We start from the raw sequence: 23,001 nt of genomic DNA on the forward strand, positions 1-23,001 counted from the left end.
TCGGGCGGAAAACGTAAAGCCCCGCTTCCAACCCTGGAAGCGGGGCTTCGTCCATCCACCCGACGCTCAGTACGCGACGCCGAACCGTTTGCCGACGTGCTGGGGACGCTCCAGTTCGTCCAGCAGGGCGACCGCGAAGTCCTCGAAGGTGATGGCGCTCTTGCCGTGCTCATCCGCCAGAAACTGGTCCCCCGTCGTGCGATAGACCCCGGTCCGCTCGCCGGGATGGATGACGGCGGCGGGGCTCACAAAGGTCCAGTCCAGTCCCTCAGCCTCCGCGCGGAAGACGGCGAGCGCTTCCTTGCCGTCCAGCGCCTCCGGCTTGTAGGCGTCCGGAAAGCCGGGCGAGTCCACCAGCGCCAGCCCCGGCGCCACTTCCAGGCTCCCGGCGCCGCCGACGGAGATCAGCCGTTTGACGCCAGCCTCGCGCACGCCCGCGATCAGGCCGCGCGCCGCGCCGGTGAGTGTGGGCGCGTTCCCCGTCGTTCCCGGGCGCGGTGAAATGGCGCTGATCACCGCGTCCGCACCCCTGGCGACAGCGGCGACGTTCGCCGCATCCGTCGCGTCTCCCGCCACCAGCCGCACGCGCGGATCCGGCGTCTGCGTCCGCGACGGATCCCGCGTGACGCCGACGACTTCGTGGCCGCGCTCCAGCGCCTCGCGAACGACCCGCTGGCCAACCTGACCCGTGGCTCCGAACAGCACGATCTTCATCGATCCATCCTCACGTTATCCTGATCAACCCCACCTCTCGCCGCGGATGGCTCGAGGCGCATTCCATCTACCAGTGCTGCAATCACAGGGCCGGTGCCGCGCGTGGCCGGAACCGGCAGTACGTTGGCGCGGCGCCCAACACCGGCGCTGGAACCGACGATCATCGTCAAAACGGCTAAGTGATTGCCAGGCAGAAGGTTGCGGACCGCTGCCCGCATGCCGAAAACCGGGCGCAGAGCCGGCGTGACAGACTCGCTACACCAGATGTGGTGGCGCGGGTTGACGAAACCTTCCACCCGTAGTCATCTTCATCTTGGCCTTAGCAGGTTCGTGCGCCAACTTTCGTCACTTCCCGGTTCCATCCGCGTCCTTCCCGTTGCACGGAAGGCGCGCGCCGGTGCAGGTGAACGGACGTTCGCACGGGCATCGCTCTGATTCCTCATCACACGCAGGCAGCCGGTAACGAACGCAGAACGCAAACGCACAACTCGCCGAAAGGAGGGGCGAGCACATGGGGTGTCTGGCACTCAATGCATCGTACGAACCGCTGACCATACTGCCCGTTGAACGCGCGCTCAGGCTCGTGTTTGAACACAAGGCCGAGGTACTGGAAGCGGACGACTGCCGAATCTTTCGCTCCGCCCGGGAACGGGTGGCGGCCCCGCTCGTCATCAGGCTCAAGCGGTTTGTGCACGTTCCGCGCAGATTCCGCCGCCAGGTGACCAACACCTTCCTCTTCGCGCGAGACAGCTACCGCTGCATGTACTGTGGCCGCCACAAGGCCCAGCTGCGCGGCCGCGAGTTCCTTACGCGCGACCACGTCGTGCCCCTGTCGCGCGGCGGCGAGAACACGTGGGAGAACGTGGCCACGGCGTGCTCGCAGTGCAACAACCGCAAGGCCAGCCACCTTCCGGAAGAGTGCGGAATGCACCTGTCGCGCAAGCCCAGCGAGCCCAACTACGTGGAACTGGTGTGGGCGGTGCGGCGCGTGACGGCCGTGCAGGCCAAGTACGTCGCCATGTTCTACGGCGACGAGGTGCTGGACGCGCTGCAGCGGCACGCCGAGGACGAGCAGCACGGTACCGCTCCGGAAATCGAGCCGGTGCGCCACCTGGCGCTGGTTTCGTAACGGCGGGCCCGTCGCTCCTGGACTGGCCCGCCTTTTATTTTGCGCAACGTCCGTCCCGGGTACTCGCCCGGGACGGACGTTCTGCGTGTGGCGGGAGATGGATGGGCGCGCACCGTCCTCCTGAGGCGGCGGTGGACACGTTTTCCGTCGCGTCGGAGTCAGGCGCGACGAAGGATCTGCTCTCCCCGCGAGAACTGGCGTGCGTAACGCGATGTTGGCTCGGCGGGAAAGTAAATCCTTCGGTCGCGCAGAGATCGGCGTGTCTGACGATCCCGCCCGCGCTCCCTCAGGATGACGCCTGCGGGCGGGGTAACTGGCTTCCCAGCAACAAATATCATCCTGAGCGTGACCGCTCGGGGTCTTCCCGTGACCTGTGAGGTGAGGGGCCGGCCGGGATTCCTCCGCGGCCGGGACGGCCTTTCGTCAATCTCCGGAATCCGTCACCGATGGTTCCGTGGAGGCGCTCTGGGCAGGCCACAGGAAGCGGAAGGTGGAGCCTCCGCCCTCCGCCGAATCCACCCACACGCGCCCGCCGCGCCCTTCCACCAGCTTCTTGACGATGGACAGCCCGATTCCGGTGCTTTCCACCACGTCGCGCGATTCCAGCGTCTGAAAGATCGTAAAGATGCGCTCGTGGTATTCCGGCGCGATCCCCGGGCCGTGGTCGCGCACGGCGAACTCCCACGCGCCGTCCGCGGCCCGCGTGGCGGACACCTCCACCCGGGCCTCGCCGCCGCCGGCGTACTTGATGGCGTTGCCGATCAGGTTCATCAGCACCTGCTGCAGCGGCAGGCGCTCGGTGACGATGACCGGCATCCCGGGCTGCACCGTGATCCGCGCGCCGGGCGGCGGGGCGAGCAGGTCCACCACGTCGCGGGCCAGCGCCCCGGTATCCACCCGGTCCGTGGTGTCGCGCACGCGGCCGGCGCGCGAGTACTGCAGAATGCCGTCGATCAGCGCCTCCATGCGCACCGCGCGGCCGCGGAGCATGGCCAGCTGCTCCCTGACCTCCGGCGTGGCCGCGTCACCCAGGTCGTCCTCGATCCACGTGGACAGGTTGCTGATTCCGCGCAGCGGCGCCTTGAGGTCGTGGCTGGCCACGTAGGCAAACTGGTCCAGTTCGCGGTTGCTGGCCTCCAGCGCCCGCGCGGCCCGCGCCAGCTCCTCCGCCTTCAGCTCCACCTCCTTGCGCGCCCGCACCTGCCCGGTCACGTCCACCGCGTGAACGAGAATGTCGCGCCCCTGCGGTCCCTCTCCCGCCAGCGGGCGCCACACCAGGTTCCAGTAGCTGTCTTCCAGAATCCCCGTGCCCCAGCGGTCGATGGGCACGTTGACCTCCGGGTCCACGTACGGCTCGCCGGTCTCGTAGGTGTGGTCCAGCAGCTCGAACAGGCCGGATTCGCGAAACTCCGGAAACGCCTCGCGAAACGGCCGGCCCACCGCGCCGGTCTTGCCCACGATGCGCTCCCACGCGGGATTGACCATGGTCACCACGTGCTCGGGGCCGGCGTACAGCGCCATGACCGCCGGGCTTTCCGTAAAGATCTGCTGCAGCCGCGCGCGCCCCACCTCCAGGTCCGCGATCAGCTGCTCGCGCTCGTCCGCGGCGCGCTTTTCGGCGTCGATGTCGTCGATGACCACCAGCCCGCCGGTCAGCTCTCCATTCACGTCACGGATAGGCGCGCCGGTGATGCGCACCCACGCCCGCGTGCCGTCGCCGCGCTGGTACAGGTAGTCGTCCGGGCCGGCCACCTCGCCCGTGCCGAACACGCGGGCCAGCGGATACTCGTGCCCCTCCACCCGCCGTCCGTCCGGGTGGTAGGCCACCCATTCCGAGTATCCCTCGATGGCGGCGGACTGCAGCACCGGATGGCGGAAGATCTCTTCCACGCGGCGGTTTCCCGCCACGATGTGCCCGCCCGGCGCCTCGGCGATCACGATCCCCACCGGTGCGTGCTCGATGATGGCGGCCAGGTGCGCACTTTCCCGAGCCGCCACGTCGCGCGCATTCCGCAGCTCCTCGTTGGCCTTCTGCAGCTCTTCGTTGGACGCCTCCAGCTCGATCTGCACGTCTTCCAGATGCGAGGCCTGCTGCTGCAGTTCCTCCTTCTGCGCCTCCAGCTCGATCGCCTGCTCCTCCACCATCCGCCGAGCTTCCATCTGCTCGGTGATGTCCACCCCGTGCACCAGGATGCCGGAAACCGAGCCGTCCGCGTCCACCAGCGGCTGGTAGACGAAATTCAGGAAGTGCCGCTCCATCTCCGCGCCGGGTGAGCGCTGCAGCAGGATGGGCATTTCGTTGCCGATGAACGGCTCGGCGTTGTGGTAGACGTTGTCCAGCAGGTCGATGAAGCCCTGGCCCGCCACCTCCGACAGCGCTTCGATTACGGGAAGCCCCACGACCTTGCGGTGTCCCACGAGCTGTTCGTACGGCGGATTGGCGAGTTCGAACACGTGCTGCGGCCCGCGGAGCGTGGCGATGAACGCGGGCGCCTGCTGAAAGACGGCGGCCAGGCGGGAACGCTGCGTCTCCACCTCGCGCACCAGCCGCTCGCGGGCCTCGTCCGCGCGCACGCGCGCGATGGCGAGCGCGATCCCGTCGGCGATCAGGTCCAGCGTGTCCAGCGTGCGCTCCGGCAGCGGGTGCCGGGCGAACAGCGTCATCACGCCCACGACCTCTCCATCCACTGAAAGCGGATAGCCGGCAAACGCCACCACCCCCTCGCGCCGCGCCCCCTCCGGATCGACGGCGTCGAAATCGCTCGCGAAATCGTGGGTCAGAACGGGCTGCCCCCCGCGCGCGAGGCGGCCGAGTCTGGAGTCCAGGGGAGCGCGACGGGCCGTCGTTTCCATGGACGAGGCGGGGCCGGAATTGGCTTGAAGCTCCAGCACCTGTTCCGCCGGATTCAGAGTCCAGATCCGTGCGATGGCGGCATCCATGTGCTCCACGGTCGCGTCCGTGCAGCCATGGAGCACATCGCGCAGTGATCCGCCCTGCGTCAGCGTGGTGCCCACGGCGGCGATGAGCGCCGACTCGCGCGCGCGGAGGGCGCCTTCCTCCCGCGCACGCAGCTCGTCCGTGATGTCGCGCGCCTCGATGATGGTGCCGACCGTACGTTCCCCGTCACGGATGGGACTGGCGGTGAACGCGACCGGGTAGAAGTGTCCGTCCCGGTGAACGAAGATTTCTTCGCCCTGCTCGCGCATGTTCTGGGGAAACGCGCGGTCGATGGGGCACTCCTCCAGCGGATACGGCGAGCCGTCCGGCCTCGTGTGATGGATGTAGTCGTGCAGCGGCATGCCGCGCAGTTCGTCGAGCGTGAAGCCGGTCAGGCGCTCGGCGGCGGGATTCAGAAACGTGCAGCGCTGCCGTTCATCCAGGATGAACAGCGCAAGCGTGGCGTTCGCGGCCACCGTCTGGAGCTGGCGGCGGTAATGGTCGGCGTCCGCGCGGTCAGGCGTGGGGCTGTCGATGGAAGTCATCAGCGCGAGATCGGGGTCCGGATCATGTCGGTCGCGCCGGGGACATTGCAATATCCTCACCTTTGCTCCACATGGCGCGATCCGTCTGTTCCCGCACCGGGGAAGGCGCTCCGCGGATTCCCGGCCTCCGCCGACCCGGCTTTGCCTGCCCGTCCGCCGCGTTCTACATTCGGCGCACGCCTGACGCTCCCCCAGCCAGAATCCGCCATGCCGCACACAGCCCGCACGGTTGCCGCCACCTCCGTCGCCCTCCTCTTCGCGCACGGCGCGCACGCACAGACGCCGAGAGTGCCGGACGGACATCCGCGCGTGCGGCAGGCGCTGGAGCACGTGCGCGCGACGGAGCCGCAGACCATTGAAAACCAGATCGCGCTCTGCGAGATCCCGGCGCCGCCGTTCAAGGAGGCCGCGCGGGGCGAGGAGTACCGCCGCCGGCTGGAGGCGCTGGGGCTGCGCAACGTGCGTATCGACGCGGTGGGCAACGTGATCGGCGAGCGGCCGGGGCAGCCGGGCGAGCCCGTGATCGTCATTTCCGGGCACCTGGACACCGTGTTTCCGGACGGCACCGACGTCACCGTGAAGCGCCAGGGCAGCACGCTGCGCGGCCCCGGCATCGGCGACGACTGCCGCGGGCTGGCGGTGCTGCTTTCCGTCGCGGGGGCGCTCAACCAGGCGCAGGTGCAGACGCGCGGCACCCTCATCTTCGTGGGCACCGTGGGGGAGGAAGGTCCGGGCAATCTGCGCGGCGTGCGCAACCTGTTCGGCATGGAGCTCAAGGACCGGGTGGATGCGTTCATCTCCATCGACGGCACGGGGTTGGGGCTCACCCGCGACGCGGTGGGCAGCCACCGCTACGCCGTTACGTACCGCGGGCCGGGCGGGCACAGCTACGGCGACTTCGGCGTGCCGAACCCGATCCACGCGCTGGGCCGCGCGATCGCGAAAATCTCGGAATTCCAGGTTCCGTCCGATCCGCGCGTCAGCTTCAGCGTGGGCGTCATCCAGGGCGGCACGTCCGTCAACTCCATCGCCATGGAGGCCGGGCTGCAGATGGACATGCGCTCGGTGGACGAGGCTGCGCTGCAGTCGCTGGACGACCGCTTTCAGCAGGCGATCCGCGCGGCGCTGGCGGAGGAAAACGCGCGCTGGACGCAGGGCGACCGGCTGACGCTCAAGGTGGACACCATCGGCATCCGCCCCGGCGGGCGGCAGTCGCCGGACGCGGCCATCGTGCGCGCGGCGGAGGCGTCCGGACGCGCGCTGGGCTTCGCGGTGGAATCCGGGGCCAGCAGCACGGACGCCAACATCCCCATCAGCCTGGGGATCCCGGCCGTCACCATCGACGGCGGCGGCCGGGGAGGCGGCGCGCACTCGCTGGGCGAGTGGTTCGACACCACCGACAGCCAGCGCGGCACGGAGTGGGCGCTGCTCTTCGTTCTCACCCTCGCCGGCGTTCGCTGACGCGGACGGTGGAAAGCAGTGTTCGATGGAAAACGAACGGGCCGGCCCTCTCGGGGACCGGCCCGTTTTTCTGTCGATGACGGCAACTGGATGAGTATCGCGATCCCGGCTTCTCGACCCGGCCGCGCGATGGATCGCCCGGTCGTGAGCGGAAGCCTGATGGCTGCTCGGTTTTCTGTCGACGATGCTCGCGCGGGGGTGAAACATTCCGATCCGGACGCGCCAGCTTGCGGACGAGAAGCAAGGCGGGGCTTGATGTTTATAGCGATCACACTATCTTAAACCGCACACTCAAACCAGCGAGGAAGCGATGGCAAGGGTAACGCGAACGCTTGTGAACGACGGGCCCACGGGCAAGGTGCGCCGCGACGAAGTCGACGTCGTGACGCTGGCGCTTCAGCAGGGCCGCCTGGAGGACGTGATCTCCGGGCGCGTGCTGATGGAGTATCGCGCGTCACAGGGGCGGCCCAGCGGCCGCCCGCCTCGGGCAAAGAAGGCTGCACGGACCGCGGCGGGCGGCCGTCGGGCCCGGGCGTAATCCCGTGGTGGCGCCCGCCAGTGACTACGAGCGGCGGATCTTCATCAACTGAACCGATGCGCATCGCCTTGCCGGGGCGGGGCGGGGGGGGCATGTTGGGCGGCCTCTGAACAGGACCCGCCACCGACGAGTGTTCATGCCCGAGATTCAGGCCGCACTGCTGACCGACGTTCCCGAAGGCGAAGCCCGCGAGTTCGCCGTCGCGGGGCGCGAGATCGTGCTCTGCAACGTGGAAGGCGAGATCTACGCGCTGCAGGGCATGTGCACGCACGAGGAACTGCCGCTGGACGGCGGCGAGGTGGATGGCACCGAACTCGTTTGCAACTGGCACGGCGCCACCTTTGACGTGTGCACCGGCCGCGCGACCGGCCTTCCCGCCACCAAGGCGCTGGAAACGTTCGCGACGCGCGTGGACGACGAGGGCCGCATCTTCGTCGCGTTTCCCGGCTGACCTCCGCGGGTCACGATGGGTCGTCCGTTCTCCCGGGGAGAGCGGCGAGAAGCTGGCGCGAACCTCGCTTTGCTCCCGGTGACGCGGCGCAACGGGTTGCCGCGCGGCGCGCAGTGCAAGGAGGCGGAATGCGGATTGGGATGATCGCGGTGTTCGCGATGGCGGCGCTGGCCGGGTGCGCCAGCGGGTCCACGACGGGAGGAAGCGGAATGCGCTATCTGGCGCTGGGCGATTCGTACACGATCGGGGAGGGCGCCGCGGAGGCGGACCGCTGGCCCGTGCAGCTGGCCGGCCTACTCCACGTCCGGAACGTGGAGATCGAGGAACCGCGGATCATCGCGGTGACGGGATGGACGACGGACGAGCTTTCCACCGCGATCGACCAGGAAAATCCGCGCGGGCCGTTCGCGCTGGTGTCGCTGCTGATCGGCGTCAACAACCAGTACCGCGGCCGGGGAGCGGAAGAATACCGCGTGCAGTTCGCGGCGCTGCTGCAGCGCGCGATCGGCTTCGCGGGCGGGGACGCGGGGCGGGTGATTGTCCTGTCCATTCCGGACTGGGGCGTGACGCCGTTCGCGGAGGGACGCGACCGCGCGCAGATCGCCACGGAGATCGACCTGTTCAACCGCATCAACCGCGAAGAAACGCAGCGGCTGGGCGCCCGCTACGTGGACATCACGCCACAGAGCCGCGCGATCGCCGGAACCCCGGGTGCGTTCGCGCCGGACGGGCTGCACTACTCCGGCACCACGTACGCGGAGTGGGCGCGCCTGGCGCTTCCGTCCGCGCTCGCCGCCACCGGCGCCGCGGCGAGTCCGTAACACGGGGCTCCAGACACGAGAGCCCTCCGCCGGCAACACCAGCGGAGGGCTCGTTCCGGACCGGGCTTCTATCTCTGCTCCGGCTCCACGATCTCCACCTTGCCGGAGCCGCGCGGAACCCGGAGTTCCACCGCCTGGCCGGGCCGGTAGCGGCGATAGCGGTCCATGGGCAGTTCCACGTCGTAGGTCTTGCCGTCCTTGTCGCGAAAGTGCAGGACGTACTTTTCCATCCGGGCGCCCTCGCGCTCCTTGTCGTCCAGCGTCACCGCGGGCCAGGATGGATCGCGCGCCGCGTCGCCCCGCGCCCAGACCGTGTCGTTGGGCAGCCAGCGCTCGATCTCGTACGCGTGCTTCGTGTCGTAGATCGGCTCCCGGCGGTAGATGGGCTCCTGGTAGCTTTCCGTGCGGTAGTTCGTGGTGTACTGCGGCTCCGTGCAGGTGCGGTCCTCGAAGTGGCCGTTGCCCAGGTCGCGCGTTCCGCAGGTGTAGGTGCGCGTTCCGGACTGCACGCGCTCGGAGACCTGGCGCGTACGGTTCTCATAGTGGTCCAGCACCTGGCGGTAGTCGCGGATGGCGCGCCAGCTGCGCTGTTCGCGCCCGCCCTGCGGAACCGACCAGTCTTCTTCGCGGACGGTGCGGTAGTCCTGCACCTCCACCGCGCGCTCCCAGTCGGCGGCGGCCACGGTGGCCTCCACTTCGCGCGATCCGTTGCACCACATCACCCCCGCCACCAACGCCACCAGGAAGGCAGGGGTCTTCCACCGGCGCCTGCGCCCGGGCTGCGTCATCAGGGCCTGCGGCGGGGCCCCGCGGTCCTGGCCGGAGCGCGGCACGTCATCCATTCCGTACTCGTGCGTGCCCTGCAGCGCGCTGCCGCCCCTTTCCGCGCCGCAGCCGGAGCAGCGGTCCTGCGTGGCCGGGGTGCTGGCGCCGCAGTGCTCGCAGATCCAGTCCGCGCCGGCGGCCGCCCGCGCCAGATGCGCGGCGTCGGTGACTTCGGCGGCATCGTCGGGAAGGTAGAAGCGGACGCCCTGGGGCCGGGGCGTGGCACAGCCGGGGCAGTTCATCTGACGGCCGAGCACCCCCACCATTCCACAGGTGGGGCAGTCCCAGCGTCCTTCGCGAATCGCCATCTTCAGGATCGGGCGGAACGGGTTTGGATCGAGCGGCGCCGCAGCGGCGGCGAGAGCGGAAACACAAACGTGCGGCGGGTGGAAGATGTTTCATCCCACCGGCTTTGCCAAGCGGCGGCACCCCGGCCGGTTGACCCGGACCGCGCCCGCCGTTTCCCCCTGTCGGAGGCGCGAAAGGCCGCATGCAGCCACCCGAGTCCCGCCACGACCCGTACGGAGACCGCGAGGCCGCGGAGCGGGAGGCCGGCCGCGCCGGCCTGCGCAGGTGGATGGTGGCGTTGCTCGCCTGCCTGCTGTGGTGCGTGGCGGGCGGAGCGCTGACCGTGTACGGCTTCCACATGACCGACGCGGAAAACGGCCCGCTGCTGGTGCAGTCCGGCCCCTGGCTGGCCGGCGCGGGCGTGCTCATCACTGTTCTGCACGCCCTGTCCCGCGGCCGGGACGCCGGCGCGGAATAGCGCCGCCACATTCCACATCACAGGCGACGGCGCGCGGTTCGCGCTTTCGACACCGGACCGGATGACCCGGCACGCACGCACGTTCCGCATGCCCTTTCTCGAACGGCCGTTCGACGTTACCATGTTCGCGCATCCCCCAACCCCGAGCGCACTCCCATGAAACGCCGCGAATTCCTTACCCGCAGCGCCGCCATTGCCGCGGGGCTCACCGTGGTCCCGCAGGCCGGGGCGTACGCCGCGCCCTGGTCGCCCGGCGACGCCGACGAGCGCGAAATGGCCATGCGCGCCCTGGACGCCGCGCGCTCCGCCGGCGCGACCTACGCCGACGTGCGCATCAGCCGCAACCGCAACCAGTCCATCTCCACCCGCGAACGCCAGATCACCGGCTTTCAGGACTCGGAAACGGCCGGGTTCGGCGTGCGGGTGCTGGCCAACGGCGCGTGGGGCTTTGCCGCCAGCCGCGAAATGAACCTGGACGAAGTCGCCCGCGTGGCGCGCCAGGCGGTGGACCAGGCGCGCGCCAACGCCTCCGCCCGGGCCCGCCCCGTCGAGCTGGCCCCGGTGGAGCGCGTGGCAGACGGCCGCTGGCGCTCGCCCATTCAGGTGGACCCGTTCGAGGTGGATGTGGAAGAAAAGGTGGGCCTGCTGTTTCAGGCCAACGAAGCGGCGCTGCGTGGCGGCGCGCGCTTCGTGAACTCGTCCATGTTCTTTCTGCGCGAGGAAAAGACCTTCGCCAGCACCGACGGCAGCTACACCGTCCAGACGCTGTACCGCGCCCTGCCGCAGATGACCGTGACCGCGGTGTCGGCAAACGGGGGCGACTTCCAGGCGCGGCAGTCCACGCCGGTGGCGGCCATGGGGCTGGGGTACGAGCACGTGCGCAGCGCCGACCTGGTGGGCAACGCGCCCAAGTGGGCCGCGGATGCGGTCGCCAAGCTGACGGCCCGCTCGGTGGAGCCGGGGAAGTACGACCTGGTGCTCATGCCGTCGCACCTGTTCCTGACCATTCACGAGAGCATCGCGCACCCCACCGAGCTGGACCGCATCATGGGGTTCGAGGCCAACTACGCGGGAACGTCGTTCATCCACCCCATCGGCGACTTTCTGGGCAAGTTCCGCTACGGCAAGGAGCTGATGAACGTGCAGGCCGAGCGCACCGCGCCCGGTGCGCTGGCCAGCGTGGGATGGGACGACGAGGGAGTGCGCCCCGACGAGTACCTGATCGTCAAGAACGGGGTCCTGAACGACCTGCAGACGACGCGTGAGCAGGCGCCGTGGCTGGCCGACTGGTACCGCCAGCAGGGCCGGCCGGTGCGCAGCCACGGCAACAGCTACGCGCAGAGCTGGTCGGACGTGCAGTTCCAGCGCATGCCCAACGTGAACCTGATGCCCGACGCGGCCAAGGATACGACGCTGCAGGAGCTGATCGGCGGGATCGAGAACGGCATCCTGATCGAGGGGCGCGGCTCGTTCTCCATCGACCAGCAGCGCTACAACGCGCAGTTCGGCGGCCAGGTGTTTCACGAAATCCGCAATGGCCGCATCGGCGACATGATCAAGGACGTGGCGTACCAGATCCGCACGCCGGAATTCTGGAACAGCATGGACGCCGTGGGCGGGCGCGGAACGTACGAGGTGCACGGCTCGTTCAACGACGGAAAGGGCCAGCCTTCGCAGAGCAACGCCGTTTCGCACGGGTGCCCGCCCGCCCGCTTCCGGGACGTCAACGTCATCAACACCGGGCGGCGCGCCTAACCCGCCGTCCCGCAACCGCTTGTGCCCCGGCCGCCCCGGCGCCGCCCCCCGCGGCGCCGGGGCGGCGGTGGTTGACGCAGGGCGTAAGCGTGCATAGTTTTTCGAGTTATCCCGAATGACGGTTCGCAGTGCCGCTTCTTCGCTCTGAAGAAAGCTTCCGTTCCCCCCTCATCCTCCGCCCGGGAGTTCGCACGCCCGATGTTTCAGAACCTCAAGGCCCGTCTGGGCCTGATTTTCCTGCTGGCCGCGCTCTGCGTTGGCATCCTCTTCTGGAACAACGCCAGAAAGGGGGCCATGGTCACCCTGGGGCTGGACCTCCAGGGCGGAACGCACCTCGCGCTCGAAATCGACGAGAGCAAGGCCGCGCTCACCTCCGCGCAGCGCAGCGAGGCCATCGACCGCGCGCTCAAGGTGGTGCGCCTTCGCGTGGACGAACTCGGCGTGGCCGAGCCCGTGGTGCAGAAGGCCGGCGACTCCCGCATCATCGTGGAGCTTGCCGGCCTGCAGAACACCAACGCGGCCAAGGACGTGATTTCCAAGGCGGCCTTCCTGGAGTTTCAGGTGGTGAAGCGCCCGGAAGAGGCGCAGTCCGTGGTGACGCGGCTTGACCAGGCGGTGGCCCGCGCCTTCCCCGCGGAAGCGGCCAAGGCCCCCGCGTCGGCGACGCCGGCGGGCGGCGTGTTCCAGCAGAAGACGCCCGCCGCCGACAGCGCGGCCGTGGGCCGGCCGTTCAGCAGCAAGCTGGCGGGCGCGGGTTCGCAGGGGCAGCTGATCGTGGCGCTCAAGGACACCGCGGCGGTCGCCCGGTACCTGCGCTCTCCGGCGGTGCTGGCCGCGCTGCCGCGCGGAACCGAGGTGCTGTGGAACGTGCCCTCGGCCGAGGAAAACAAGGACGTGCGCTCGCTGTGGCTGGTGGACAGCAAGGCCATGATCACGGGTGAATACCTGGCCAACGCCACGGCCGGCACCGACCAGCAGTTCAACCGGCCGGTGGTGTTCTTTGAGTTGAACCGCCGCGGCGGCCGCGTATTCGAGCGCGAAACGGGCCGCAACCTGCAGCGGCAGATGGCGATCGTGCTGGACAACCAGGTCTACACGGCGCCCATCATCCAGTCGCAGATCGGCCGCAACGGCCAGATCACGCTGGGCAGCAGCACGCTGGACGAGGCGAGCGACCTGGCGCTGGTGCTGCGCGCTGGCGCGCTCCCCGCGCCGCTCAAGATTGTGGAAGAGCGCAGCGTGGGCCCCACGATGGGCGCCGACTCGGTGAACAAGGGCTTTGTCGCCGGGCTGCTGGGCATCGTGGGCGTGGTGGTGATCATGCTGGCCTACTACCGGCTGGCGGGGCTGTTCGCGGTGGGCGCGCTTGCGCTGTACGTGCTGTACACGCTGGGCTCCATGGCGGCGCTGGACGCGGTGCTCACCTTTCCCGGCATCGCCGGGCTGGTGCTTTCCATCGGCATGTCGGTGGACGCCAACGTGCTGATCTTTGAGCGCATCCGCGAAGAGCTGGACGCGGGGCGCCAGGTGCGCGCGGCGGTGAGCGAGGGCTTCAAGCAGGCGCTTTCGGCCATCGTGGACTCCAACGTCACCACGCTGCTGACGGCCGCGGTGCTGTTCTACGTCGGCACCGGCCCCATCCGCGGCTTCGCGGTCACGCTGGGCATCGGCATCATCATCTCCATGTTCACGGCCATCTTCGTGACGCGGACGCTCTTCACACTGTACCTGGAGCGCCGCTCGCCGGCCGCGCAGGGTTTGTCCATCTGACGCGGACGGGAGAAAGCTGACATGCGCCTGTTTACGAACGCCAACTACCCGATCATGCATTGGCGCAAGCGCGCCTATGCGGTGACGGCCCTGCTCTTTCTTGCCACGTTCGTCGCCATGGGGGTGAACGTGGCGCAGCTGGGCTCCTGGCTCAACTACGGCGTGGACTTCCGGGGCGGCACGCTGGTGCACCTGGCGTTCAACCGTCCGGTGGAGATCACCGACGTGCGCGCCGCGGCGCGCTCCGCGGGACGTGAGGACTGGGAGATCAGCCGCTTCGGCGGCAACAACGAGGTGGTGGTGCGCAAGGAAACGTTCCAGGAAAACCTGGGACGCTCCCCGGAGGAGGACGTGCGCGACGCGCTGCGCAGCCGCTTTCCCGACAACACCTACAAGGTGGTGCGTACGGAAGCGGTGGGCCCCAAGGTGGGCAACGAGCTGCAGTACCGCGCGCTGATCGCCATTCTGATCTCGCTGGCCATCACCATGGTGTACCTGGCCGTGCGCTTCGAGTGGCGCTTCGGTCTGGCGGCCATCGCGGCGACGTTCCACGACATCCTGATCACGCTGGGCATTCTGGCCATCACGCGCAACGAGGTGTCGCTGGGCACGGTGGCGGCGTTCCTGACGATCGTGGGCTACTCGCTGAACGACACCATCGTGGTGTTCGACCGCATCCGCGAAAGCCTGGCCAAGCCGCGGCACGACCAGACGTACCTGGAGATCCTGAACCGGGCCATCAACGAGACGCTGCCGCGCACGGTGCTCACGGCGTCGGGCACGCTGGTGACGCTGATCTCGCTGTTCCTGTTCGGCGGCCCGGTGATCCGCGACTTTGCGCTGGTGCTGATCCTGGGCATCTTCATCGGTACGTTCTCGTCGATCTTCGTGGCGGCCCCGGTTCTGTACTTCATTCAGAACAAGTGGCCCAACAAGCCGGCGCGCCAGCAGGCCGCGTCGTCGCGCAGCGCCCGTCCGCGCGAGCGCACGACGGTGTAACTGAAGTGCGTTAGTGCGGGGTGCGTGAGTGCGTGAGTGCGTTTTTCGCTCTCGCGCTTCCCCGGAAGCCGCCGCGGACCGTTGAGTCCGCGGCGGCTTTTTCGTGCGCTAACGTTGAGAGGTGTAGACGCGGAGGATGGCGGGCGTCCGTGAAGACATCAACCAGCTGCGGCCCTACAGCGGATCTCACGGCACGGCAACCGCGGAGGCGGCGGTCGGCGGAGGGCTCGGTCACAGCCACTGCTCCTTGCCCGGCGCGCCCCATGCCGCCAGACTCCCGCGTCTGTGCCGGCGGTCCGGTCCGTCGCACTCACGCACTCCACGCACCCCGCACTCACGCACTCCGTCTCATGGGTTTGATCGATACGCACGCCCACCTCGCCGCCGACCGCGTGCTGCCGGATGTGGACGCCCTGGTGGCGCGCGCCCGCGAGGCGGGGGTCACGACTATCGTTTCCGTCGCGACGGGGGTGGATGACGCGCGCGTCTGCCTGGACTTGGCCCGCCGCTTTCCCGAGGTGTACGCCACCGCGGGAATCCACCCCCACTCCGCGGCGGAGTACAACGAGGGGTCGATCGCGGCCATCCGTGCTCTGCTCGATGAGCCGCGCGTGGTTGCCGTGGGAGAGACGGGGATCGACTATCACTATGACTTTGCGCCACGGGACGTGCAGCGCGCCAACTTCGCCGCGCACCTGGCGCTGGGGCGCGAGACGGGAAAGCCGGTGATCGTGCACGCGCGCGAGGCGGATGATGACGTGCGCGAGCTGCTGCGCGAGGCGGGGCAGGGGACGGCGGGGGTGCTGCACTCGTTCAGCAGCGGGCGGGCGCTGCTGGAAGAGGCGCTGGCGATGGGGTGGTACGCGTCGTTCTCGGGGATGGTGACGTTCAAGAACTTCGACGGCGAGGACCTGCTGCGGATGGTGCCCGCCGACCGCATCATGGTGGAGACGGACACGCCGTACCTGGCGCCGGTGCCCAAGCGCGGCAAGCAGAACGAGCCGTCGTTCGTGCCGCACACGGCCGCGCGCTGCGCCGCCCTCCGCGGCGAGGACCCGGAGGAGTTCGCCGCCCGCACGACGGCGAACGCGCGCCGCTTCTACGGGATCGAATAGGCGAGGTTCAGGACGGACCCCACCCGGGCCGGCACCACCGGCCCACCCTCCAGGTACAGACGGGGAGGGTGGGGAGCGGCGGATGGTTCCATGTGGATCGTCGGTACGAGGCGTGGGCGAGTTGCGATGAGCGGATAAATCCGCCGCTCGAACAGCGCCAAGCCCCGACTCGCGGCCGCTGTCGCGTCCACGCTCGGGGCTTCAACTGCATTCTGGGATGAACCTCACGGCGGCGCCTCAGTCCGCAAAGGCGGACTTCGTGTCGTTCGAGGTGCGGTTTCAACCGCCGGACGATTGTCTGCCTTCCCCTCGGAACTCTGCCCTCACGATTCTGGTGTGTGCTCCCTTTCCCACATGGGTTCGTGGGAGAGGGTCGTCGCGCGCAGCGCGCGGGTGAGGGCCACTGCGCCTGATCGGATCCTCTCCCGCCATCTGCCGCTCCCATCCTCTCCGTCCATCTGTCAACGGTTGACCCCGCATCAGCCCGCGACTAGCTTCTCACCCGAAATTCACCCGAAGCCGCGATGCCCGATGCCCCGCAGGATCCACGTTCTTTCCGAGAAGCTGGCCAACCAGATCGCCGCCGGCGAGGTGGTGGAACGGCCCGCTTCCGTGGTCAAGGAACTGGTAGAAAACGCCTTGGACGCGGGCGCCGGGCGCGTGGACGTGGTGATCCGTAACGGCGGCAAGACGGAGATCCGCGTGGCCGATGACGGGCACGGGATGGGGCGCGAGGACGCGCTGCTTTCCATCGACCGGCACGCCACCAGCAAGATCCGCTCGGAAGCGGACCTGGCCGCCATCCGCACCCTGGGCTTCCGCGGCGAGGCGCTGCCGTCCATCGCCTCCGTCAGCCGCATGGTGCTGGAGACGGCCGAGCGGGAGGGCAACGGCACGCGCGTCGTGGTCACGGGCGGGCAGATGGCGGCGGTGGAGGAGTGCGCGCGGCGCGTGGGAACCACGATCAGCGTGCGCAGCCTGTTCTTCAACGTGCCCGCGCGCGCCAAGTTCCTTCGCTCCACCGCGGCGGAAAACCGCGCCGTGAACGAGGTGGTGACGACGCAGGCGCTGGCCACGCCGGGGATCGCGTTCTCGATGGATTCGGGAACGCGTGACGTGCTTTCCCTTCCCGCGGCGGGCAACCTGGGCGAGCGCATCGCCGCGCTGTGGGGCAACGAGGCGGCGGATGAACTGCTCCCCGTGGCGCACCGCATGGGCGGCTCGGCGCTGAGCGGGCTGGTGCAGCGCCCCAACTCGGCGCGGCCGGGCGGGCGGCGCAGCTACTTCTTTGTGAACGGCCGCGCGTTCAGCGACCGCACCCTCGTCCGCGCGGCAGACCGCGCGTACCGCACGACGATTCCGGCCGGCGTGCATCCGCACCTCTTTCTGTTCCTCGAGGTACCGGACGGGGAGGTGGACGTGAACGTCCATCCGGCCAAGGCCGAAGTCCGCTTCCGCGACCGCATCGGGGTGGAGCGGCTGGTGGAGGAGGGCGTGCGCGCGGCGCTGGCGGGAATCGAGAGCACGCCCAGCATCGGGATGCGCGCCATGGAGCCCGCCGTGTATCCCACGACGACGGGCTATGGCAACATGACGCTGCGCGAGCCGGTGCAGCCGTGGGGCGCCACGCCCCCGGCCTCGTCTGACGGGCCGGCGGAACCGCGCGCGGAGCCCGTGGCCGAGCCCCAGATGACGCTGTTCGTCACCGGTGGGCAGGATGCATCGGCGGCGGCGGGAAAGGGCAGGGGCGGACCGCTTCCCGCGGACCTGTTCGATGGCGCCACGCCGGTGATGTGGCAGATCCACAACACCTACATCCTGGCGGAAACGCGCAGCGGTCTGGTGATGGTGGACCAGCATTCCGCGCATGAGCGGGTGCTGTACGAGCAGATCGTGGGCAACTTCGACCACGGCGGAGCGGAGAGCCAGCGGCTGCTTTTTCCCATTACGCTGCGGCTGAGCCCGGCGGAGTACGCACTGGTGGAGCAGATCAAGGGCGTGCTGGAGCGCGCGGGGTTCGAGGTGGAGGGCTTCGGCGGCCGGTCGATCATCGTGCACGCGGTGCCGAATCCGCACCCGTACTTTGATCCGGAGCGCTGCCTGCGCGAGATGATCGGGGAGCTGACGGACGGGTCGCCGCTGGTGGACAGCGCGCGGACACAGCATCAGCGCATCGCGCTCTCGATGGCGTGCAAGGGCGCCATCAAGGCGGGGCAGCGGCTGACACAGGTGGAGATGTCGGAGCTGTTCGACAAGTTGTTCGCCACGGAACTGCCGTTTCACGACATCCACGGCAGGCCGACGGTGATTCAGTTGTCGCTGGCGGAACTGCACAAGCGGTTCGGGCGTTCCGGATGACGGGAATCGCCGTATTCCCGGGCTCCGCAGATGGGGTGATGGTCTCTCGTGCCCCGGACGGTTGGCTCGGAGGAGAGCAGATCCTTCGTCGGCGCCAGGATTCGGCTCAGCCGAAGCTTCGGTCGGCGCCTCCTCAGGATGACATGGGAGTGGCGTGTGGGCTGGTTCGGCATCCGCTTCGGTCGGCGCCTTCTCAGGATGACATGGGTGTGGCGTGTGGGCTGGTTCGGCATCCGCTTCGGTCGGCGCCTTCTCAGGACGACATGGGGTGGGGGCGGGATTTGGTTGGGCCGATGAGCTCCGCCGCGCCTGCTCAGGATGATGCTGCGTTGCGCATGCGGATGCGCTTCGCGCACCCCGCAAGGCCGCGTTGCGGCATGTGCTCCGGACGCGTGGGTGAGCGCCCCAGCCTCGCCTCCGCGCAAAACCATGTCATCCTGAGGGAGCGCGCGCCGGACTTGCACCGGCGCGGAAACAGGGCGCGACCGAAGGATCTACTCTCCCCGGTTCCAACGCCGCTGAACGCACCCATGTCCGCCGCCGCAGTCCGCGAAGGCGGACTTCGTGCTTCTCCAGCGGCGAATTCATTCGCTCCTGGGCGGCACTCCGGCGCCGTTTGTCATCAACCGTCCCACGCTCATAATCCCCCTCGCTCCCCCGCTCCTGGACTGCCGTCGGGCGCATCTCATCATCATCCGACACCGGCGTGCCGGTGACGTACGCGGCGCTCGCCCTCGTCGGCCCGACCGCATCTGGCAAGACCGCGCTATCGATCGAGATCGCGCGGCGGCTGGACGGCGAAATCATTTCCATGGACTCGCGCTCGGTGTTCCGCGGGATGGACATCGGCACGGCGAAGCCCACGGCGGAGGAGCGGGGCGATATCCCCCATTGGGGCATCGACATCGCCGATCCCGCGGAGCGCTTCAACGCCGCGCGCTGGGCGGAGTACGCGCGGGCGAAAATCTCCGAAATCCGGCAGAGAAACCGGGTGCCCCTGCTGGTGGGCGGCACCGGGTTCTTTCTTCGCGCCCTTACGCATCCCATCTTTCAGGCGCCGGAGCTGCCGCCGGAACCGCGCGCTCGCATCACCGCGCTGATGGAGCGCATGGATGACGCGACGCTGCACCGGTGGCTGGAAGTGCACGATCCCGAATCCGCGGAACGCTTCCGGCACTGGGGCGGCCGCCAGCGGCTGATGCGCGCGCTGGAGGTGCCGCTGCTCACCGGCCGCCCGATCAGCTGGTGGCACCGCAATTCCGGCCCGCTGGAGGAGCCCGTCCCCGTGCTCCCGTTTGTGCTGGACGTGCCGCGCGACCTGCTGCACGAGCGCATCGACCGGCGCATCGGGGAGATGGTGGACGGCGGGCTGCTGGATGAAGTGCGCACGCTCATCGACCGCTACGGCGAAGCCGCGCCTGGGCTGAACGCGCACGGCTACGCGGAGCTGATGCCCCATTTCCGCGGCGAGCGCACCCTGCCCGACGCACTGGCCGAGGTGGCGAAGAACACCAAATCGTACACCAAGCGCCAGCGCACGTGGTTTCGCACGCAGCTCCCTCCGGGCGCGGTCTGGCTGGATGCCACGCGGCCGCGCGCGGAGCTTGCGAATGAGATCGAGCAGCACTGGCGGGCGGGCATGGCGAACGACGAACCCGGCGCTCCGAACGACGACTGAGGTGGCGCCGGCGCGGTTTCGCACTGACGCACTCACGCACCCCGCACTCACGCACTTCTGTGAAGATCGGCATCACCTGTTATCCCACGTACGGCGGCTCTGGTGCGGTCGCGACGGAACTGGGCATTGAACTGGCGCAGCGCGGGCACGAGATCCACTTCATCTCGTACGCCCAGCCGTTCCGCCTGCCGCACTTCATGGAGCGCATCTACTTTCACGAGGTAGAAACCGCGCGCTACCCGCTGTTCGAGCACCACAACTACTCGCTCGCGCTTTCCGCGGCCATGCACGAGACCACCCTGCGCCACGGGCTGGATCTGCTGCACGTGCACTACGCGATTCCGCACGCCACGTCGGCGTGGATCGCCAAGGAAATGCTGGGCGCCAGCCATCCGCTCAAGATCGTCACCACGCTGCACGGCACCGACATCACGCTCGTGGGTCAGGAGCGCAGCTGGTTTGACATCACCAAGTTCAGCATGGGCAAGTCGGACGGCATCACCGCCGTTTCCGACTATCTGAAGCGGGAAACGGTAGACCACTTCGCCATCCCCGCGGACGACATCGAGGTCATCTACAACTTCATCGACCCGCGCCTGTACGACCGCGCGCGGCACCCCTGCCACAAGGACGCGCTGGTGCGGCCGGGGGAAATGCTCGTCCTGCACGTCAGCAACTTCCGCCCGGTCAAGCGGATCCGCGACGTGGTGCGCATCTTTGAGCGGCTGAACCGGTCCGTTCCCTCGCGCCTGGTGTTCGTGGGCGACGGGCCGGACCGGCCGCTGGCCACGGCCGAGGCGGAGGCGCTGGGGATCAGCGACCGCGTCATCTTTCTGGGCAAGCAGGACTCGGTGGCGGAACTGATGGCGTGCGCGGACCTGCTTCTGCTCCCGTCGGAATCGGAGTCGTTCGGCCTGGTCGCGCTGGAGGCGATGGCGAGCGGCACGCCCGTGGTCGCCACGCGCGCAGGCGGCATTCCCGAGGTCGTCGAAGAGGGCGTGACCGGCCACCTGGGCGACATCGGCGACGTGGAGACGATGGCCTCCGCCGCGGTCGACATCCTTTCCGATCCCGCGCGCTGGTCGCGGATGAGCGAGGACGCCAAGCGGATCGCGGTGGACCGGTTCGCCGCAGACACCATCGTGCCGCAATACGAGAGATACTATCAGCGGATCATCGACGGGCCGGCCGCCGCGGTCGCGCCCGAGATGGCCGCGGGGAGAGACGACTGATGGCGCTGTCCGCCGAAGCAAGCGCGCTGATTGACGCGGCGCTGACGGAAGACGTGGGGGATGGCGATTTCACCACGCTGTGGACCGTTCCCGAGGAGCGCCGGGCCGAGGCGCGCATCGTGGCCAAGGCGGCGGGGACCATCGCCGGCTCCGAGGTGGCCGTCGAGGCCTTCCGCCGCGTGGATCCGTCGCTGGAAATCGACGTTTCCGCGCCGGACGGCACCGCGCTCCTTTCCGGCGACCTGGCGATGGTGATCCGCGGCTCCGCGCGGTCCATCCTGACGGCGGAGCGGACGGCGCTCAACTTTCTGCAGCGCCTGTCCGGCGTCGCTACCGTCACGCACCGCTACGTCGCCGCGGTGGAGGGCACGGGCGCGCGCGTCATCGACACGCGAAAGACGACACCGGGGATGCGCCTGCTGGAAAAGGCGGCGGTGGTCGCGGGGGGCGGCGCCAACCACCGCGTGGGCCTGCACGACATGGTGATGATCAAGGACAACCACATCGCCGCCGCCGGGGGAATCACGGCGGCGGTGGATGCGGTGCGCGCCCGCAATGACCGCGGGCTACGGGTGGAGGTGGAAACGACGACGCTGGAGGAGGTGCGCGAGGCGCTGCGCACCGGCGCGGACCGCATCATGTTCGACAACATGAGCCCGGTGCTGATGCGGCAGGCCGTGGAGATCGTCCACGCGCACGACCCGCGGCCGGAAACGGAAGCGTCTGGCGGGATCACGCTGGAAACGATCCGCTCGTACGCGGAAACTGGGGTGGACTTCATCTCCATCGGTGCGCTGACGCACTCGGCGCCCGCGCTGGACCTGTCCCTGCAGCTTCGCGCGGCGGAGTGACGGGGGCGACGGGACGCTGGGAGGGGCGCACCGGCGCCGAACTCGCGGCCGCGTGGACGCTTCCGCAGGTGCACGCGCGGCAGGTGGTCGGCAGCACCAACGACATGGCGCGCACGCTGGCGGATTCCGGTGCGCCGCACGGGACGGTGGTCGTCGCCGAGGAGCAGACGGCGGGGCGCGGCCGTGGCGGCAAACAGTGGGAGTCGCCGCCGGGGCTGGGGATCTGGATGTCGGTGGTGGCGCGCCCGGCGGAGCTTCCCGCGCCGGGGCTGCTGCCCATTCTGGTGGGGCTGGCCGCGGCGGAGGCGCTGGATGCGTTCGCGCGCCCGGCGACGGCCATGATCAAGTGGCCCAACGACCTGCAGCTGGCCGGGCGCAAGTTCGCCGGCATTCTGTGCGAGGGAAGCTGGGACGCGGCGGGGCCCGGCGCGGTGATCGTGGGGATCGGGATGAACGTGCTGCACGCACCGGGAGATTTTGCGCCGGAGGTGCGGGAGACGGCGACGTCGCTGCGCATCGTGGCGGGATGGGCGCCGCCGCGGGTGCACGTGGCGGGCGCGGTGGCGGGCGCGATTGCGCGGGCGCTGGCCCGGCCGCCCGCGCAGCTGGGGGGCGCGCTGCTGGATGCGCTGCGCAGGCGTGACGCGCTGGACGGGCGCGAGGTGCGCGTGACCGGGCCGCAGGAAACGGAGGGCACCGCGCTGGGGATCGCGTCCGGCGGCGGGCTGCTGGTCCGCGGCCGCGACGGCGTGCTGCGCACCATCACCACCGGCACCGTCCGCGCGGTTCCGCACGGCGAAGCCGGGAGCACGCCCCGGCCATCCAGGAGCGAATGAATTCGCCGCTGGAAAAGCACGAAGTCCGCCTTCGCGGGCCGCGGCGGATTTCGGCTCTGCGGCAATCCAGGGGCGACTGAAACGCTTGGTGTGAGTTTCTCACCAGCCGAGCAGATCGGCAAAAGCGAGCGGCTGTCGTCCTAGCTGCCTGTTGATCAAGATGCAGGCGTTGTGAAGCGAAGCTTTTGCGCAGAGCCGGGTAAACAGACCGTCCATGGA

18 protein-coding genes are annotated in these 23,001 nt (G+C 69.1%); 15 read left to right on the forward strand and 3 right to left on the reverse strand.

Features of this window, described 5'->3' with window-relative positions:
* Nucleotides 1–66: 66 nt before the first annotated feature.
* The gene (locus tag HNQ61_RS21425; protein WP_170038781.1) at nucleotides 67–714 is read right to left on the reverse strand and encodes an NAD(P)-dependent oxidoreductase; all 648 of its coding nucleotides are present in this window, start codon (nucleotides 712–714) and stop codon (nucleotides 67–69) included.
* A gap of 583 nt (nucleotides 715–1,297) precedes the next feature.
* Here HNQ61_RS21425 and HNQ61_RS21430 point away from each other — a divergent pair.
* Entirely contained in the window at nucleotides 1,298–1,843 is a 546-nt protein-coding gene (locus HNQ61_RS21430) for an HNH endonuclease (RefSeq protein ID WP_205762074.1), read from the forward strand.
* 423 nt (nucleotides 1,844–2,266) lie between these two features.
* Here the strand turns inward: HNQ61_RS21430 and HNQ61_RS21435 are convergent, their stop codons facing one another.
* A complete protein-coding gene (locus HNQ61_RS21435) occupies nucleotides 2,267–5,326 on the reverse strand; it encodes a PAS domain S-box protein (RefSeq protein WP_183685784.1) in 3,060 nt (1,019 codons plus the stop codon).
* A 207-nt stretch (nucleotides 5,327–5,533) separates the two neighbouring features.
* On the opposite strand from HNQ61_RS21435, the gene HNQ61_RS21440 reads away from it, so the two are divergent.
* The 4 genes from HNQ61_RS21440 (at nucleotide 5,534) to HNQ61_RS21455 (ending at nucleotide 8,597) form a co-directional block, all read left to right on the forward strand.
* The gene (locus HNQ61_RS21440; protein WP_183685782.1) at nucleotides 5,534–6,787 is read left to right on the forward strand and encodes a M20/M25/M40 family metallo-hydrolase; all 1,254 of its coding nucleotides are present in this window, start codon (nucleotides 5,534–5,536) and stop codon (nucleotides 6,785–6,787) included.
* Nucleotides 6,788–7,097: 310 nt separating this feature from the next.
* A complete protein-coding gene (locus HNQ61_RS21445; protein WP_170038776.1) occupies nucleotides 7,098–7,325 on the forward strand; it encodes a hypothetical protein in 228 nt (75 codons plus the stop codon).
* A 136-nt stretch (nucleotides 7,326–7,461) separates the two neighbouring features.
* Nucleotides 7,462–7,776, forward strand: a complete 315-nt coding sequence (locus HNQ61_RS21450) for a Rieske (2Fe-2S) protein (RefSeq protein ID WP_170038774.1) — start codon at nucleotides 7,462–7,464, stop codon at nucleotides 7,774–7,776.
* Nucleotides 7,777–7,934: 158 nt separating this feature from the next.
* Nucleotides 7,935–8,597: an SGNH/GDSL hydrolase family protein gene (locus HNQ61_RS21455; RefSeq protein ID WP_170040443.1), complete on the forward strand. Its 663-nt coding sequence runs from the start codon at nucleotides 7,935–7,937 to the stop codon at nucleotides 8,595–8,597.
* Between the two features lie 68 nt (nucleotides 8,598–8,665).
* Here HNQ61_RS21455 and HNQ61_RS21460 read toward each other — a convergent pair whose 3' ends face one another.
* The gene (locus HNQ61_RS21460; protein WP_170038772.1) at nucleotides 8,666–9,730 is read right to left on the reverse strand and encodes a hypothetical protein; all 1,065 of its coding nucleotides are present in this window, start codon (nucleotides 9,728–9,730) and stop codon (nucleotides 8,666–8,668) included.
* A 182-nt stretch (nucleotides 9,731–9,912) separates the two neighbouring features.
* Between HNQ61_RS21460 and HNQ61_RS21465 the strand changes: the two genes are divergently transcribed.
* From HNQ61_RS21465 to HNQ61_RS21510, 10 genes are all read left to right on the forward strand, one after another.
* Nucleotides 9,913–10,188 carry a hypothetical protein gene (locus HNQ61_RS21465; protein WP_170038770.1) on the forward strand — a complete coding sequence of 92 codons (276 nt, stop codon included), beginning with the start codon at nucleotides 9,913–9,915 and terminating at the stop codon, nucleotides 10,186–10,188.
* Between the two features lie 156 nt (nucleotides 10,189–10,344).
* Nucleotides 10,345–11,943 carry a TldD/PmbA family protein gene (locus HNQ61_RS21470; protein WP_170038768.1) on the forward strand — a complete coding sequence of 533 codons (1,599 nt, stop codon included), beginning with the start codon at nucleotides 10,345–10,347 and terminating at the stop codon, nucleotides 11,941–11,943.
* A gap of 198 nt (nucleotides 11,944–12,141) precedes the next feature.
* Entirely contained in the window at nucleotides 12,142–13,713 is a 1,572-nt protein-coding gene (gene secD, locus HNQ61_RS21475; RefSeq protein WP_170038766.1) for a protein translocase subunit SecD, read from the forward strand.
* A gap of 21 nt (nucleotides 13,714–13,734) precedes the next feature.
* The gene (gene secF / locus HNQ61_RS21480) at nucleotides 13,735–14,712 is read left to right on the forward strand and encodes a protein translocase subunit SecF (RefSeq protein ID WP_170038764.1); all 978 of its coding nucleotides are present in this window, start codon (nucleotides 13,735–13,737) and stop codon (nucleotides 14,710–14,712) included.
* 350 nt (nucleotides 14,713–15,062) lie between these two features.
* Nucleotides 15,063–15,827: a TatD family hydrolase gene (locus HNQ61_RS21485; protein ID WP_170038762.1), complete on the forward strand. Its 765-nt coding sequence runs from the start codon at nucleotides 15,063–15,065 to the stop codon at nucleotides 15,825–15,827.
* Between the two features lie 531 nt (nucleotides 15,828–16,358).
* Nucleotides 16,359–18,185 (forward strand): DNA mismatch repair endonuclease MutL, encoded by a 1,827-nt coding sequence (mutL, locus tag HNQ61_RS21490; protein ID WP_170038760.1) that lies wholly within the window; start codon nucleotides 16,359–16,361, stop codon nucleotides 18,183–18,185.
* A 706-nt stretch (nucleotides 18,186–18,891) separates the two neighbouring features.
* A complete protein-coding gene (gene miaA, locus HNQ61_RS21495) occupies nucleotides 18,892–19,863 on the forward strand; it encodes a tRNA (adenosine(37)-N6)-dimethylallyltransferase MiaA (protein ID WP_170038758.1) in 972 nt (323 codons plus the stop codon).
* Between the two features lie 59 nt (nucleotides 19,864–19,922).
* A complete protein-coding gene (gene bshA, locus HNQ61_RS21500) occupies nucleotides 19,923–21,095 on the forward strand; it encodes an N-acetyl-alpha-D-glucosaminyl L-malate synthase BshA (RefSeq protein WP_170038756.1) in 1,173 nt (390 codons plus the stop codon).
* On the forward strand, nucleotides 21,095–21,946 hold the full coding sequence (gene nadC, locus HNQ61_RS21505) for a carboxylating nicotinate-nucleotide diphosphorylase (RefSeq protein WP_170038754.1): 852 nt from the start codon (nucleotides 21,095–21,097) through the stop codon (nucleotides 21,944–21,946). The genes bshA and nadC overlap by 1 nt, the downstream gene beginning before the upstream one ends.
* Nucleotides 21,943–22,782 carry a biotin--[acetyl-CoA-carboxylase] ligase gene (locus tag HNQ61_RS21510; RefSeq protein WP_170038752.1) on the forward strand — a complete coding sequence of 280 codons (840 nt, stop codon included), beginning with the start codon at nucleotides 21,943–21,945 and terminating at the stop codon, nucleotides 22,780–22,782. The genes nadC and HNQ61_RS21510 overlap by 4 nt, the downstream gene beginning before the upstream one ends.
* Nucleotides 22,783–23,001 lie beyond the last annotated feature (219 nt).

Origin of the sequence: Longimicrobium terrae, assembly GCF_014202995.1 — a bacterium.
In the GTDB taxonomy this organism is placed as follows: Bacteria; Gemmatimonadota; Gemmatimonadetes; order Longimicrobiales; family Longimicrobiaceae; genus Longimicrobium; species Longimicrobium terrae.

Bases quoted from the DNA above. Each gene is read 5' to 3' on its own strand.
- HNQ61_RS21425 (WP_170038781.1), bottom strand. From the start codon at position 714: ATGAAGATCGTGCTGTTCGGAGCCACGGGTCAGGTTGGCCAGCGGGTC.
- HNQ61_RS21435 (WP_183685784.1), bottom strand. From the start codon at position 5,326: ATGACTTCCATCGACAGCCCCACGCCTGACCGCGCGGACGCCGACCAT.
- HNQ61_RS21440 (WP_183685782.1), top strand. From the start codon at position 5,534: ATGCCGCACACAGCCCGCACGGTTGCCGCCACCTCCGTCGCCCTCCTC.
- HNQ61_RS21445 (WP_170038776.1), top strand. From the start codon at position 7,098: ATGGCAAGGGTAACGCGAACGCTTGTGAACGACGGGCCCACGGGCAAG.
- HNQ61_RS21450 (WP_170038774.1), top strand. From the start codon at position 7,462: ATGCCCGAGATTCAGGCCGCACTGCTGACCGACGTTCCCGAAGGCGAA.
- HNQ61_RS21455 (WP_170040443.1), top strand. From the start codon at position 7,935: ATGGCGGCGCTGGCCGGGTGCGCCAGCGGGTCCACGACGGGAGGAAGC.
- HNQ61_RS21460 (WP_170038772.1), bottom strand. From the start codon at position 9,730: ATGGCGATTCGCGAAGGACGCTGGGACTGCCCCACCTGTGGAATGGTG.
- HNQ61_RS21465 (WP_170038770.1), top strand. From the start codon at position 9,913: ATGCAGCCACCCGAGTCCCGCCACGACCCGTACGGAGACCGCGAGGCC.
- HNQ61_RS21470 (WP_170038768.1), top strand. From the start codon at position 10,345: ATGAAACGCCGCGAATTCCTTACCCGCAGCGCCGCCATTGCCGCGGGG.
- secD (WP_170038766.1), top strand. From the start codon at position 12,142: ATGTTTCAGAACCTCAAGGCCCGTCTGGGCCTGATTTTCCTGCTGGCC.
- secF (WP_170038764.1), top strand. From the start codon at position 13,735: ATGCGCCTGTTTACGAACGCCAACTACCCGATCATGCATTGGCGCAAG.
- HNQ61_RS21485 (WP_170038762.1), top strand. From the start codon at position 15,063: ATGGGTTTGATCGATACGCACGCCCACCTCGCCGCCGACCGCGTGCTG.
- mutL (WP_170038760.1), top strand. From the start codon at position 16,359: ATGCCCCGCAGGATCCACGTTCTTTCCGAGAAGCTGGCCAACCAGATC.
- nadC (WP_170038754.1), top strand. From the start codon at position 21,095: ATGGCGCTGTCCGCCGAAGCAAGCGCGCTGATTGACGCGGCGCTGACG.